Annotated in this window: 13 protein-coding genes; 8 read left to right on the forward strand and 5 right to left on the reverse strand. The window is 57.2% G+C overall.

Translation table 11 applies throughout. The annotated features are described in order from the left end of the window. Nucleotides 1-26 precede the first annotated feature (26 nt). From LQ945_RS00500 to LQ945_RS00520, 5 genes are read left to right on the forward strand one after another with little or no spacing between them, the layout of a single operon-like run. Nucleotides 27-1,577 carry an ABC transporter substrate-binding protein gene (locus tag LQ945_RS00500; protein ID WP_270102019.1) on the forward strand — a complete coding sequence of 517 codons (1,551 nt, stop codon included), beginning with the start codon at nucleotides 27-29 and terminating at the stop codon, nucleotides 1,575-1,577. 48 nt (nucleotides 1,578-1,625) lie between these two features. After that, nucleotides 1,626-2,642: an ABC transporter permease gene (locus LQ945_RS00505; RefSeq protein ID WP_044550981.1), complete on the forward strand. Its 1,017-nt coding sequence runs from the start codon at nucleotides 1,626-1,628 to the stop codon at nucleotides 2,640-2,642. A 5-nt stretch (nucleotides 2,643-2,647) separates the two neighbouring features. Next, nucleotides 2,648-3,535: a D,D-dipeptide ABC transporter permease gene (gene ddpC / locus LQ945_RS00510; RefSeq protein ID WP_044552926.1), complete on the forward strand. Its 888-nt coding sequence runs from the start codon at nucleotides 2,648-2,650 to the stop codon at nucleotides 3,533-3,535. Continuing rightward, the gene (locus LQ945_RS00515) at nucleotides 3,535-4,539 is read left to right on the forward strand and encodes an ABC transporter ATP-binding protein (RefSeq protein WP_270102021.1); all 1,005 of its coding nucleotides are present in this window, start codon (nucleotides 3,535-3,537) and stop codon (nucleotides 4,537-4,539) included. The genes ddpC and LQ945_RS00515 overlap by 1 nt, the downstream gene beginning before the upstream one ends. After that, nucleotides 4,529-5,476: an oligopeptide/dipeptide ABC transporter ATP-binding protein gene (locus LQ945_RS00520; RefSeq protein WP_270102022.1), complete on the forward strand. Its 948-nt coding sequence runs from the start codon at nucleotides 4,529-4,531 to the stop codon at nucleotides 5,474-5,476. The genes LQ945_RS00515 and LQ945_RS00520 overlap by 11 nt, the downstream gene beginning before the upstream one ends. Nucleotides 5,477-5,560: 84 nt before the next feature. On the opposite strand, the gene LQ945_RS00525 is transcribed toward LQ945_RS00520, so the two are convergent. Further along, complete coding sequence (locus LQ945_RS00525; RefSeq protein ID WP_020826830.1) at nucleotides 5,561-5,842, reverse strand: YjcB family protein; 282 nt, start codon at nucleotides 5,840-5,842, stop codon at nucleotides 5,561-5,563. Between the two features lie 293 nt (nucleotides 5,843-6,135). Between LQ945_RS00525 and mrdA the strand changes: the two genes are divergently transcribed. Together mrdA and LQ945_RS00535 are read left to right on the forward strand one after the other, a co-directional pair. Continuing rightward, the gene (mrdA, locus tag LQ945_RS00530) at nucleotides 6,136-8,061 is read left to right on the forward strand and encodes a penicillin-binding protein 2 (RefSeq protein WP_270102023.1); all 1,926 of its coding nucleotides are present in this window, start codon (nucleotides 6,136-6,138) and stop codon (nucleotides 8,059-8,061) included. A 102-nt stretch (nucleotides 8,062-8,163) separates the two neighbouring features. Then, nucleotides 8,164-9,882: a penicillin-binding transpeptidase domain-containing protein gene (locus tag LQ945_RS00535; RefSeq protein ID WP_262239886.1), complete on the forward strand. Its 1,719-nt coding sequence runs from the start codon at nucleotides 8,164-8,166 to the stop codon at nucleotides 9,880-9,882. A gap of 284 nt (nucleotides 9,883-10,166) precedes the next feature. Here the strand turns inward: LQ945_RS00535 and osmB are convergent, their stop codons facing one another. Beyond that, nucleotides 10,167-10,379, reverse strand: a complete 213-nt coding sequence (gene osmB / locus LQ945_RS00540; protein WP_020826833.1) for an osmotically-inducible lipoprotein OsmB — start codon at nucleotides 10,377-10,379, stop codon at nucleotides 10,167-10,169. Nucleotides 10,380-10,870: 491 nt separating this feature from the next. Here osmB and LQ945_RS00545 point away from each other — a divergent pair, with 491 nt between their 5' ends. After that, nucleotides 10,871-11,005, forward strand: a complete 135-nt coding sequence (locus LQ945_RS00545; RefSeq protein WP_044550993.1) for an AcrZ family multidrug efflux pump-associated protein — start codon at nucleotides 10,871-10,873, stop codon at nucleotides 11,003-11,005. A 44-nt stretch (nucleotides 11,006-11,049) separates the two neighbouring features. Here LQ945_RS00545 and LQ945_RS00550 read toward each other — a convergent pair whose 3' ends face one another. Genes LQ945_RS00550 through LQ945_RS00560 form a run of 3 tightly spaced genes read right to left on the reverse strand, consistent with a single transcriptional unit; the run spans nucleotide 11,050 to nucleotide 13,636 of the window. Further along, nucleotides 11,050-11,811, reverse strand: coding sequence for an amino acid ABC transporter ATP-binding protein (locus LQ945_RS00550; protein WP_020826835.1), 762 nt, complete (start codon nucleotides 11,809-11,811; stop codon nucleotides 11,050-11,052). Further along, a complete protein-coding gene (locus tag LQ945_RS00555) occupies nucleotides 11,808-12,725 on the reverse strand; it encodes an amino acid ABC transporter permease (protein ID WP_270102024.1) in 918 nt (305 codons plus the stop codon). Before LQ945_RS00555 ends, LQ945_RS00550 begins: the two co-directional genes overlap by 4 nt. After that, nucleotides 12,722-13,636 (reverse strand): ABC transporter substrate-binding protein, encoded by a 915-nt coding sequence (locus tag LQ945_RS00560; protein ID WP_270103030.1) that lies wholly within the window; start codon nucleotides 13,634-13,636, stop codon nucleotides 12,722-12,724. The genes LQ945_RS00555 and LQ945_RS00560 overlap by 4 nt, the downstream gene beginning before the upstream one ends. Between the last annotated feature and the right edge of the window lie 16 nt (nucleotides 13,637-13,652).

Raw genomic sequence — 13,652 nt, forward strand, 5'->3', positions numbered from 1 at the left:
CATTCAACGCATCAGGAGCTTTGTTTATGAATCAGATCAAATACGCCGCTCTGGCGGCTGCAGTGACGTTGGGCCTGACGGCAGTCGGGTCGGTACAGGCGGCGGTGCCCAAGGACATGCTGGTGATTGGCAAAGCGGCGGACCCGCAAACGCTGGATCCGGCGGTAACTATCGATAACAACGACTGGACGGTGACTTACCCAGCCTACCAGCGACTGGTGCAGTACAAGACCGAAGGCGGAAAAGGGTCGACCCAGGTAGAGGGGGAACTGGCCGACAGCTGGACAAGTTCAGACGACCAACTGGTCTGGACCTTTAAGCTAAAACCCGGCAACAAGTTTGATGACGGTTCGGACGTGAACGCCGATGCAGTCAAATGGTCGTTTGAACGTCTGATGAAGATTGGTCAGGGGCCATCAGAGGCCTTCCCCAAAGACCTGCAGGTCACGGTGGTGGATCCGTTGACGGTGCGTTTCACGCTGAAAACGCCGTTTGCGCCGTTCCTGTACACCCTGGCCAATGACGGCGCCGGTATCGTTAACCCGGCGATTGCCAAGGCGAATCCGGCGGACGAGGGCAAGGCCTGGTTGGCGAACCATAGCGCCGGCTCTGGGGCGTACAAACTGGATCGCTGGCAGAAGGGCCAGCAGTTGGTGCTGGTGCCGAACCCGCATTACAGCGGCGCCAAACCGGCGTTTAAACGCGTCACGGTGAAAATCATCGGCGAAAGCGCCACCCGCCGTCTGCAACTGACCCGAGGCGACCTGGATATTGCCGAATCGCTGCCGATTGACCAGCTCACGGCGCTGAAAAGTGAAAACAAGGTTGCGGTCAACGAGTATCCGTCGCTGCGGGTAACCTACTTGTACCTCAACAACGGCAAAGCGCCGCTTAACCAGGTGGATCTGCGTCGCGCCATTTCTTACGCCGTGGATTATCAGGGCATGGTGAAGGGCATTCTCGGGGGGAACGGCAAACAGATGCGCGGCCCGATCCCGGAGGGCATGTGGGGCTATGACGCCAATGCCCAGCAGTACAGCCAGGATGCGGACAAGGCCAAGGCGGCGTTGGCGGCGGTGAAAGACAAGCCGGCCTCACTGAACTTCCTGTATTCGATCAGCGATCCTAACTGGGAGGCGATTGCGCTGTCGGTGCAGGCCAGCCTGGCGACGGTCGGCCTCAACGTCAAACTGGAGAAGTTGGCCAACGCCACCATGCGGGATCGCATCGGTCAGGGCAATTACGATATCGCCATTGGCAACTGGAGCCCGGATTTCGCCGACCCCTATATGTTCATGAACTACTGGTTTGAATCCGACAAGAAAGGGCTGCCGGGCAACCGGTCGTTCTACAGCGATCCGCAGGTGGATGCCCTGTTGAAGAAAGCGGTATCGGTGTCCGATCAGCAGGTTCGCACCGCCGATTATCAGGCGGCGCAGAAAATCGTCATCGACCAGGCGGCCTACGTTTACCTGTTCCAGAAAAACTATCAGGTGGCGATGAACAAAGAGGTGAAGGGCTTTGTGTATAACCCGATGCTGGAGCAGGTGTTCAACGTTGGGCAGATGAGCAAGTAATTTTTTTCGGGCAGCCGTTTGGCTGCCCCTGCACCATGGGAAACCGCTATGAACGTTTGGAGCCTTATCCGTCAGCGCTGCTGGGGGTTGGTGCTGGTGATGTTCGGGGTGTGCGTGATCACCTTTACCATCTCGCACCTGATCCCCGGCGATCCGGCGCGCTTGCTGGCCGGCGACCGCGCCAGCGAGGAAATCGTCCAGCATATTCGCCAACAGCTGGGGCTGGACCAGCCGCTGTATGTGCAATTTGGCCGCTATGTGCTGGATTTGCTGCATGGCGATTTGGGGACTTCCATTCGCACCGGACGGCCGGTACTGGAAGATCTGCGCGCCTTCTTTCCCGCCACGCTGGAGCTGGCTTTTTGCGCATTGCTGCTGGCGATCGCGTTTGGCGTCCCGCTTGGGGTGGTGTCGGCGGTTTATCGCAATAAATGGCCCGATCATCTGGTGCGGCTGTTGTCGGTGACCGGCATTTCCACCCCGGCGTTCTGGCTGGGGTTGGGGGTGATTATCCTGTTCTACGGTCAACTGAATCTGTTGCCCGGCGGCGGCAGGTTGGACGACTGGCTGGATCCACCCACCCACATCACCGGGTTTTACCTGCTGGACTCCTTGCTGACCGGTAACGGCGAGGCATTCTGGAACAGCCTGCAGCACCTGATCCTGCCGGCGCTGACGTTAGCCTTTGTTCATCTTGGGGTAGTGGCGCGCCAAATCCGCTCGGCGATGCTCGAACAGTTGGGGGAAGACTATATCCGCACCGCCCGCGCTAATGGCCTTTCGCACTGGCGAGTGGTGCTTGGACACGCCTTGCCCAATGCGCTGATCCCCTCGGTAACGGTATTGGGACTGGCACTGGGGGACTTGCTCTATGGTGCGGTGCTGACCGAAACGGTATTCGCCTGGCCGGGCATGGGCGCTTACGTGGTGGATTCCATTCAGGCGCTGGATTTTCCGGCGGTGATGGGGTTTGCCGTGGTGGTCTCTTTTGCCTATGTGATGGTTAATTTGATCGTCGATCTGCTCTACCTGTGGATCGACCCAAGAATGGGGCGCGAGGGATAATGACCATGACTCAAACCGAACAACCGCCGCTGGCGGAGCCCGTATTGCGCTATGTCAGCCTGCGCCGCGCCTGGTACCGGGTCCGACGGAGTCCGCTGACGCTGCTGGGGGCCGCCATCATGATCGCCGTGCTGTTCCTGATGCTGTTCTCGCCGTGGCTGGTGCCGCATAACCCGGATGCCATTGACCTTACCGCGCGTCTGTTACCGCCTTCTGCCGAACACTGGTTCGGCACGGACGAGGTGGGCCGCGATCTCTTTAGCCGGGTCCTGGTCGGCAGCCGTCAATCGGTGGCCGCCGGGCTGGCGGTGGTGGTATTGGCAGGGGGCATTGGCTCGCTGCTCGGCTGTTTCTCCGGCGTGATGGGCGGAACGATCGATGCGTTAATCATGCGCTGCATGGATATCATGCTGTCCGTGCCGTCACTGGTGCTTACCATGGCGCTGGCAGCGGCGTTGGGCCCCAGTTTGTTCAACGCCATGTTGGCGATTGCCGTGGTACGCATTCCTTTCTACGTGCGGCTGGCGCGCGGACAGACGTTAACGCTGCGTCATCAGGCTTATATGCAGGCGGCGCGCACCTTTGGCGCTTCACGCTGGCATCTGATTGGCTGGCACGTGCTGCGCAATGTGATGCCGCCGTTGGTGGTGCAGGCGTCGCTGGATATCGGTACCGCGATCCTGATGGCGGCGACGCTGGGCTTCATCGGGCTGGGTGCCCAGCAACCGACCGCCGAATGGGGCGCTATGGTGGCCAATGGCCGTAACTATGTGCTCGACCAATGGTGGTATTCGGCCTTCCCCGGTACGGCGATCCTGATCACCGCCACCGGTTTCAACCTGTTCGGCGACGGTCTGCGCGACCTGCTGGATCCTAAAACCCGGGGGCGCTGATGAGTGAAACCACCGTTTTATCAATCGATGAATTGCAATTGGAGTTCCCGGTTTACGGCGGCAGCGTCAAGGCGCTCAATCGCGTCTCGCTGCAGGTTAAGGCGGGCGAAATCGTCGGCGTGGTGGGCGAGTCCGGCTCCGGCAAGTCGGTCACTGCGATGATGACGTTACGGCTGCTGGCGGAAGAGGGTTACAGCGTGACCGGCGGTTCGCTGGAGATGCTCGGCACCGACGTGCTCAACGCCAGCGAGCGGCAAATGCGCCAGCTGCGTGGTGCACGGGTGTCGATGATTTTTCAGGAACCCATGAGCGCGCTCAATCCGACGCGCAAGATCGGCCGCCAGATGTGTGAGGTGATCCGCCTGCACCAGCGACTTTCCGCCTCGGCGGCTCGTGACAAGGCGATTCAGCTGTTACAGGAAATGCAGATTGCCGATGCACAGCGGGTGATGGAGCGCTATCCGTTTGAGCTGTCCGGCGGCATGCGTCAACGGGTGCTGATTGCCATGGCATTTTCCTGCGAACCGGAACTGATCATTGCCGACGAACCCACCACTGCGCTGGACGTCACGGTCCAGCGGCAGGTGTTGCGGTTGCTGCAGCAGAAGGCGCGAGCCAGCGGCACGGCGGTGCTGTTTATCACTCATGATATGGCGGTGGTGTCGCAACTTTGCGACCGGGTGTATGTAATGTATGCAGGACACGTGATTGAGAGTGGCACGACCGCCAATGTGATTGAGCATCCCAGTCATCCGTACTCCATTGGGTTATTGCTGGCGGCGCCGGAGCGTGCCGAACCGCGCAGTCTGCTGCAGGCGATCCCCGGTACGGTGCCCAACCTGAGCGCGTTACCGCCAGGCTGCGCTTTCAGTAACCGTTGCCGCCATGCTGATGCTCAGTGTCGGCATACGCCGAAGCTTACGCCATTGGTGTCGGAGCCGACCCAAAGGGTGGCCTGTTGGCATCCGCAGTCTGTCGATTTGGAGGTGCAAAATGAACGTTGAGGCACTGCTGGAACTGCGCGACGTGCGACTACGTTTCCCCGCCAGCTATAACTGGCGCGGTAAGCCACGAGAGTATGTTCATGCGCTCAATGGGCTGGATCTGAACATTATGCGCGGCGAAACCTTGGGCATCGTCGGTGAATCAGGGTGCGGTAAAAGTACCCTGGCGCAGTTGCTGATGGGGTTGTTGAAGCCCAGCAGTGGCGAGCTGCTGCGGGCGCGCAATGCCGGTTCCTGGTTTGGCAGCGGCATGCAAATGGTGTTTCAGGATCCGCAGTCATCGCTCGATCCACGCCTGCCGGTGTGGCGGATTATCACCGAGCCGGTATACGTGCAACAACACAACAGCGTGGCGGAAAGACGGGTGCAGGCGGCGGAGCTGGCTCAACAGGTGGGGCTGCGGCCGGAGGCGATTGACCGGTTGCCGCACGAATTTTCCGGCGGGCAGCGGCAGCGTATTTCCATCGCCCGCGCACTGTCGTCGCAGCCGGACATCATCGTGCTGGACGAGCCCACCTCGGCGCTGGATATCTCGGTGCAGGCGCAGATCCTCAATCTTTTGGTGGAGCTGCAACGCCAGCGCAACCTGACTTATGTGCTGATCTCGCATAACGTCTCGGTGATCCAGCACATGAGCGATCGGGTTGCGGTGATGTATCTGGGGCAGATTGTCGAACTGGGGCCGACCGCACAGGTGTTGCGTCAGCCGCAGCATCCTTACACCCGCTTGCTGCTGGATTCGGTGCCCCGTACCGGCCGCTCGCTGGGCGACAGCGCGATTGAAGACCGCAAAGGCGAATTACCGGGCAACCGTCAGTTGCCGCAGGGCTGCTTTTTTCGCGAACGTTGCCCTTACGCCGGCGAGGGGTGCCAGCGACCGCAAAGTTTGAGGGTCAATTTGGGCGGCACGGCGGTGCGTTGCCATAAGGTGGCGTAGCCAATAGTGCTTGAGTAGGACAGGTGAAAATAATGGATTAACACGGCAGGCAAAGCGGGCAGCGCTTCGCCTGCTGATATTGACTCAGGGCAGTGGCCAATCGGTAGGAGTATTGCTGACGACCTCGACATACATGTCCCAGGCGTGGGACCAGAATTGCGTAAAGCCTTCCTGACTGAAGCTAATACCCATCAGGCCCATCACAAACCAGCAGGTGGTGAACAACCCGAGGCTGCTGAACATAAATGCCATGCCGTTGCGGCTGGTCTTACGGCAAACGACGTTTAGCTGGCTGGCCATAAACATCATAACGGCGCTAAGCAACTCCCAGCGCATCATAATAAAACCTGTGGCAATGGCACTCATCGAACGGGATCCTTGGTGATAAAGCTGCTCCCGGCGAGCGGCCGGAAGGTCAGGGCAATGGGTGAAAATAGTGTGATCTGCGTCACATTGTAGCACTGGGGTAAATCGCTGCTCAATCCCTGAGCGGGAGAAAAATCGCCATTTGGTAACATTCCAACATGCTGAAACATTTATGCCATTTCATTAGCAACCTTTTAATGGGGAGCGCAAACCAATAACGCTATGCTTGCCGACTTTTCACTGCCCTGATTTATCTTGGGAAAATGTGACGTCTGACAGGTAACTCGCCACGTATGGCCCTATTAAAAGATAAAATTCGCGACCATTCCGCCGAAGAAATGTTGTTTATACGCCGCGCCGGCGTGGCAATGGTGTTGGTCGTCGCCTGTTTCGGCGTGCTGATCCTCAACCTGTACCGCCTGCAGGTAAAACAGCATGCGTTCTACCAGACGCGTTCCAACCAGAACGACATCAAGATGGTGCCGATTGCCCCCAGTCGCGGGCTGATTTTCGACCGCAATGGCATCCCGCTGGTGCGTAACATTACGCTGTACCAGATCCAGATTATCCCCAGCAAAATCGACAATATGACCGCGCTGCTGCAGGCGCTGACGCCGATTGTCGATCTGACGCCCGAAGATATCGCCGCTTTTCGCGATGATATGCACCACAACGGCCGCTACAAGCCGGTCACCTTGAAAAGCGGGCTGACGGAAACCGAGGTGGCGCGCTTTGCGGTTAATCAATACCGCTTCGACGGGGTGACGATTGACACCTATCAGCAGCGGGAATATCCCTACGGTGCCGAACTGGCCCACGTGGTAGGTTACGTGTCGAAGATCAACGATAGCGATTTGAAGCGGCTGGACAAGGCGGGCCTCAGCGAGAACTATGCCGCCGACCACAATATTGGCAAACAGGGCATCGAGGCCTATTACGAGTCAGCGCTGCACGGCACCACCGGCTATCAGGAAGTGGAGGTGGATAACCACGGCCGCGTGATACGCCTGCTGAAAGAACAACCGCCACAGGCGGGCAAAAACATATACCTGACGCTCGATCTGCCGCTGCAGCAATATATCGAATCGGTGCTCAAAGGGCAGCGTGCGGCAGTGGTGGTGGAAGACCCGCGCGACGGCGGCATTTTGGCCATGGTCTCCAGCCCCAGTTACGATCCCAACCCTTTCGTCAAGGGCATCAGCTATCCCGCGTATAAAGCGCTGCTGAGCAACCCCGACCTGCCGCTGATCAACCGCGTCACGCAGGGGCTCTATCCGCCGGCATCCACGGTGAAGCCTTACATGGCCACTTCCGCGCTGTTTGCCGGGGTGATCACCCCCAACACCACCTTCTTTGGCGCCCCGACCTGGACCTTACCGGGCACCCAACGCCGTTATCGTGACTGGCTTAAAACCGGTCACGGCATGCTGAACGTGACCAAGGCAATCGAAGAGTCCGCCGATACCTTCTTTTATCAGGTGGCGTTTGAAATGGGCATTGACCGTATTCACAGCTGGCTGAGCCAGTTTGGTTACGGTCAGGCAACCGGGATTGACCTGAACGAAGAGTATCGCGGCGTGCTGCCAAGCCGCGAATGGAAACGGCGGGTGCATAAAAAAGCCTGGTATCAGGGGGACACCATCTCGGTAGGCATCGGCCAGGGATATTGGGTGGCTACGCCGATCCAGATGGTGAAGGCGCTAACAACGCTGATCAACAACGGCAAGGTGAAAACGCCCCATTTGTTGTACTCCATGCGGCAGGGCAACCTGGTGAGCCGCTACCAGCCACCGGCAGAGAGTGCGCAGATTGGCGATGCCAAATCGCCGTACTGGGGCATTGTCCGCAATGGCATGTACGGCATGGCCAATCTGCCAAACGGCACCGGTTATAAGCTGTTCCATACTGCGCCGTATCAGATTGCCGCCAAGTCCGGGACTTCACAGGTGTTCGGTCTGAAGGAGAATCAGACTTATAACGCCAAAATGATCCCGGTGCGGCTGCGCGACCATATTTTCTATACGTTGTTCGCGCCGTATAAAAATCCGCGGGTGGCGATGGCGCTAATTCTGGAAAACGGCGGTGGTGACGGCGTGGTAGCCGGGCCGACGGCCCGGGCGATCCTCGACCATATATTTGACCCGGCCAACGTCCCACAGCCCGAGGATAACCAGAAAGTTAAACCGGAGTTAAACGACAGCGCGGATGTGCAACAGTAAACGCGTTTGTTTTTACTTTCTTACAAACTGCAATCTTCTCACTATTTCTGTCAGGGTAGACTGAAATAATCGCATAACGTTAATAAAAACGCAGGGTTAACAGTGGCGCCATCAACAAAAAAAAGCGGTAAAAATTATTCAACCCTTCGCTTTGGCTGGATTTGCGGTGGGATACTGGTCTGCTTTTTCCTGCTGGCCTTTCGGGTCGGCTATTTGCAACTGCTGGAACATCAGCAGTTGGCGGACCAGGCGGATCAGCGTTCGATCCGCACTCAGGTGTTGCCCACCAACCGGGGGATGATCACCGACCGCAACGGCGAGGCCTTGGCCGTCAGCGTGTCTTCGAAAGATATCGTGCTGGATCCCAAGCACATTCTCGACACCCATACCGATATTGGCAATGAACGCTGGCAGAGCCTGGCTAACGTGCTGAAAATGCCGCTAACCGAGGTACAAAGGCTGATCCAGGCTAACGCCCACAAGCGTTTTGTCTATCTGGCCCGCAAGGTCGAGGATGATAATGCCAATTACATCAGCAAGCTGCATTTGACCGGGGTCAGTACCGAACAGGACTTCAGCCGCTTTTACCCGATGAGCCAGGATGCCGCCGGGCTGATCGGCATTGTCGGGCAGGACAATCAGGGGCTCGAAGGGATCGAATTGGGCTTTAACCACCTGTTGCAAGGCAAGAACGGCCTGCGGGTTTACCAGAAGGACGGCAGCGGGGCGGTGATTGGCGTGATCAAGAACGTCGATCCCGTGCCGCCGCCGAATGTCACGCTGAGTATTGATAAATTCATCCAGTACGTGCTGTACGCGCAAATTCGCGACGGCGTGGTGGCAAACCAGGCCGATTCCGGCTGTGCGGTGCTGGTAAAAGTGAATACCGGTGAAGTGCTGGGGATGGCCAGCTATCCGTCATTCAACCCGAACAACTACGCCAATACTCCGGCCAAAGATATCCGCAACGTGTGCAGCAGCGACAGTTTCGAACCGGGTTCTACCGTGAAGCCGGTGGTGGTGATGGTCGGGCTGGAGCACCGGCTGATTAAGCCGGATACCGTACTGGACACCACGCCTTACCGGGTCAATGGCCATTTGATCAAAGACGTTGGCCACTGGTCGAAATTGACCATTACCGGCGTGCTGCAAAAATCGAGCGACATCGCCGTTTCACATATTGCGCTGGCGCTGCCCGCCACCGTACTGCCTGCGGTTTACAAGAGCTTTGGATTGGGCCGGCCGACTGACCTGGGCATCGGCAACGAAAGCAGCGGTTATTTGCCGCAGCACCGTGAACGCTGGGCTGACATCGAACGCGCAACCTTCTCCTTTGGTTATGGTTTGCGTGTGACCCCGTTACAGATGGCACGCGAATACGCGGCCATCGGTTCCTATGGCGTTTATCGGCCATTGTCGATCACCCGAGTGACGCCACCGGTGATGGGGCAGCGCATTTTGCCGGAAGAAACGGTAAAAACCGTGGTGCATATGATGGAAAGCGATGCCTTGCCGGGGGGCAGTGGGGTCAGCGCGGCGGTGCCGGGTTACCGTTTGGCGATTAAAACCGGTACCGCAGAGAAAATGGGCACCAACGGCAAATACGACGGCGGTTACATTAACTACACCGCCGGCGTGGCACCGGCCAGCGATCCGCAGGTGGCGCTGGTGGTGATGGTCAACAACCCGAAAGCCGGCAAGCACTTCGGTGGTTCGGTGGCTGGCCCGGTGTTCGGCAAGATCATGGCGCAGGTATTGGAACATATGAATATCTTACCTGATGCCCAGCCGTTGAACGTCGTTTCGCAGGTTAAAGGCTAACCTGATGTTCCCCCCTCTGCGGAGGGGGAACCAGTCACTTTTTCAACGTCGCAAGGTGGGCCTGTACCCATTCGACATCACGAGTGAAGTTAAGATAAATCTGGCGGTTTTATTAAAAAGGGGAATGTTTTTTAAGCGTCGATACTTTGTATGGGCGGGAATATTTATAGATAAGACAATCTGATTAATTCGATAAAATAAAAATAATCCCAAGTGCCAATTCGTGGCGAATAAAATAAATTCGGCCGGGTATCTTCTACTGAAAACTACCCGGCCTGAAAATATTAACGGCTGGTTTGGTGGCCGATGATGCCGCCCAGCGCTGCGCCGCCCAAGGTACCCAGCGTACTGCCGTCGGTCAATACTGCACCACCCAGAGCGCCGACGCCGGCACCGATAGCGGTGTTGCGATCGCGGTGCGACATATTCCCACATGCGGTGACAGAAAGCGTTGCCATGATGATAACCATCACGCCTGCGGCACGTTTAAGGTTCATAAGAGTTTCCTGATAAATTGCCTAATTAACAGACAAAGAAAGCACTGATTAATCGGCCGGTAGAAGTTGAGATGAATGTATTCTGCCGAAAGAAAATAGAACAGGTAAATATTCTTAATTTTATGACATCGAATTTTATTTAATCGCCATTTTACTTTGGGATGATGATTAAATCGCCAGCCTGTTATCTCTTAGGGCAGGTTGGATAATCCTTAAAACGCGTTAAAAATCCTAAGGCCCAGGGGTATTGGCTAATACGTGTTCTGGCCTGAATTGGCGTACGGGTACTTCAGGGTATGGTCGCCATCGTGTTGTCCCTGACAGAGAGCATTTTTTTGCATTGCGGTAATGCAACTGTGTAAGTTACATTAGCGATATTGAGTTGTGATCTGCATCACAGATTGAAATCAAGCAAAAATAACCTTAAGAAATTCCAGGGAAATTTTCCTTTCTGGGCAGGCTTTTTGCTGCTTAAAAACCAGGAGACAACGATGTTAGAAATGCTAGAGAGTTTGGCCACCGTGGTGATCATGGTACCGGTAATGATAGCCCTGTTGCTTGGCTCGATTTATGGCTTGGGCGAGCTGTTTAACCTGTTTTCTGCCGTTGGCGGGAAAAAGAGCTGACGCGGAAATAATGTTCGAGGGGCGCAATGCCCCCCGATGCAGGTTTAAAGTACCGTTGCCAGGAAATCACGCGTTCTTTGATGTACCGGTTCATCCAGCACCTGTTTTGCCGTCCCCGTTTCGACCACTTTCCCTTGATCCATAAAGATGATTTGGTCCGCCACTTCGCGGGCAAACCCTATTTCATGCGTCACCACCACCATGGTCATGCCAGAGTGCGCCAGGCCTTTCATCACCTGCAGCACTTCGCCAACCAATTCGGGATCGAGCGCAGAAGTGGGCTCGTCGAACAGTAGCACCTCTGGCGTCATCGCCAGGGCACGGGCGATCGCCACTCGCTGTTGCTGTCCACCAGAAAGCTCGCGTGGCCAGGCGTGAATGCGATGTTCCAGCCCGACGCGGGCCAGCAGCGCTTTTGCCCGTTCCACCACTAGACTTTTTTTCTCCTTTTTGACCAGCAACGGGGCCTCAGTGACGTTCTCCAGCACGGTGCGGTGCGGGAATAAATTGAACTGTTGGAACACCATACCGATGCTTTTACGCTGTTCGGCCACTTCGCGTTCCTTCAGTTCATACAGCTGGTTGCCTTTTTGGCGGTACCCTATGAGTTGCTCGCCTACCCGAATGGTTCCGCCGTCTAGTTTTTCCAGGTGATTGATGCAGCGCAGCAAGGTCGACTTCCCCGAACCGGAAGGGCCGAGGATCACCGTTACCGAGCCTGCCGGGATCTGCAGGCTGATGTTTTTCAACACTTCGGTGCCGGAAAATGACTTGCGCACCTGGTTGATCTGAATGGCGGCGCTCATGACTCTGCCTCCTGTGCCGGGCTGGATGCGGCTTTGCGGGGACGGAACAGCCAGTTGCTGCGCGCCGCCTGGCTACCACGGCCAAAATAGCGCTCAACATAGTACTGGCCGATCGACAAAATCGAGGTCATCACCAGATACCACAACGTGGCGACCAACAGCAACGGGATCACCTCGTAGGTGCGCTGATAGATGATCTGCGCCGAATAGAGCACGTCCTGCAGGGCGATCACCGAGACCACCGCCGTGGTTTTAAGCTGCCCGATCACCTCATTGCCGGCAGGGGGCAAAATGGTGCGCATGGCCTGCGGCAAAACTACGCGCCACAGGATTTGTCCACGGCGATACCCCAAGGCCTTGGCGGCCTCAAACTGGCCACTGCCGACGCTTTGGATACCGGCGCGCACAATCTCCGCCGCATAAGCCGACTGATGCATCACCAGGGCGATCACCGCCGCGCTGAAGGTACTGATGAGGGTGTTGGTAGGGGCGCTGGCCACTTCACCCAGGAAGGGGATCCACAGGCTGATGCGCGGGTAGAGTGCCGCGATGTTGTACCACAGGAAAAGCTGTACCAGCATCGGCACCGCGCGGAAAAACCAGGTATAGAACCAGCTCACCGCCACCAGCACCGGGTTGGCCGACAGACGCATCAACGCCAGCAGCACGCCTCCGGCGAAGCCGAAGATCACCGAAATCACGGTGAGCTTCAGCGTCATGATCACGCCATTGATAATCGACGCTTCGGTAAAGTTTTCCGCCACCACCGCCCATTCGAAGCGCGGGTTATGCAGCATCGAATTGGCGATGATGCCGACGATCAGCAGCACCAACAGGGCGCTGAACCAGCGCCCATAATGCCGATGACCGACGATGCGCAGTTCGGCATCACCGGCCGCTTGTGGCCCACTCATTTTGCAATCTCTTCATTGATGCCGGCGGTTTTCACCGCGCCGAAGCCGATATCCCAGCCGTCGAGGATTTTTTGGTAACTGCCGTCGGCAATCAGCGAGTTAAGCGCCGCCTGCACCGGTTTCACCAGATCGGAACCTTTCGGCAAGGCGATGGCGACCGTGGTGCCCTCAATGTTGATGTCACCGGCCAGCGCCAGCGGTTTAACGTGGGTTGCCTGATAACGCAGGCCTTCATACGGACCAAAGAACATCGGTACTCGTCCGCTGATCACCGCCTGAACACCGGCTGGACGGTCGGGGAAAATCGGAATGGTGATCGCCGGTTTTCCGCCGCTGACGCAACTGTCGCTGGCCTGCTGCAAGCGGGTGATTTGTGAGGTGCCCGCCCCGGCGCCGACGGTTTGTCCGCAAAGCTGCGCCAGCTCGGTGTAAGGGCCGAGGGCGGCATCTTTACGGGCGATTAGCGCCAGTTTTGACGCGTTGTAATAGCCGACAAAATCGACCTGTTGGAAGCGCTTCTTGTTGGCATCGATATTGGCCAGGGCAACGTCATAACGGCCGGACTTCAGGCCGGGGATGATATTGTCGAAACCGCCGGTATCCTTCCAGTGGATTGCCACGCCGAGGCGATCGGCGATGGCGCTCATCACGTCAATTTCACGCCCGGCCAGCGTTTTGTTGTCCGCCTCATAGAAAGTGGTCGGTGGCGTATTGGGGTTGGTGCCCGCCACGATGTAACCGGCTTTTTTTATTGCTTCCGGCAGGCTGTCGTGCAGTGCGGGATCTGCGCTGGCTTTTACCGCGGCGCGGAAGGGCACATCGCCTTCGGCGGCATAGCCGACGGCCAGCGGAGCCAGGGTAGCGCTGGCCAGCAGCAGGGACAGTACGGTGCGTTTGAGGTTGGTTTTCATCATGTTTCCCTGCGAA

The organism is Serratia liquefaciens (genome assembly GCF_027594825.1).
Taxonomy (GTDB): domain Bacteria; phylum Pseudomonadota; class Gammaproteobacteria; order Enterobacterales; family Enterobacteriaceae; genus Serratia; species Serratia liquefaciens_A.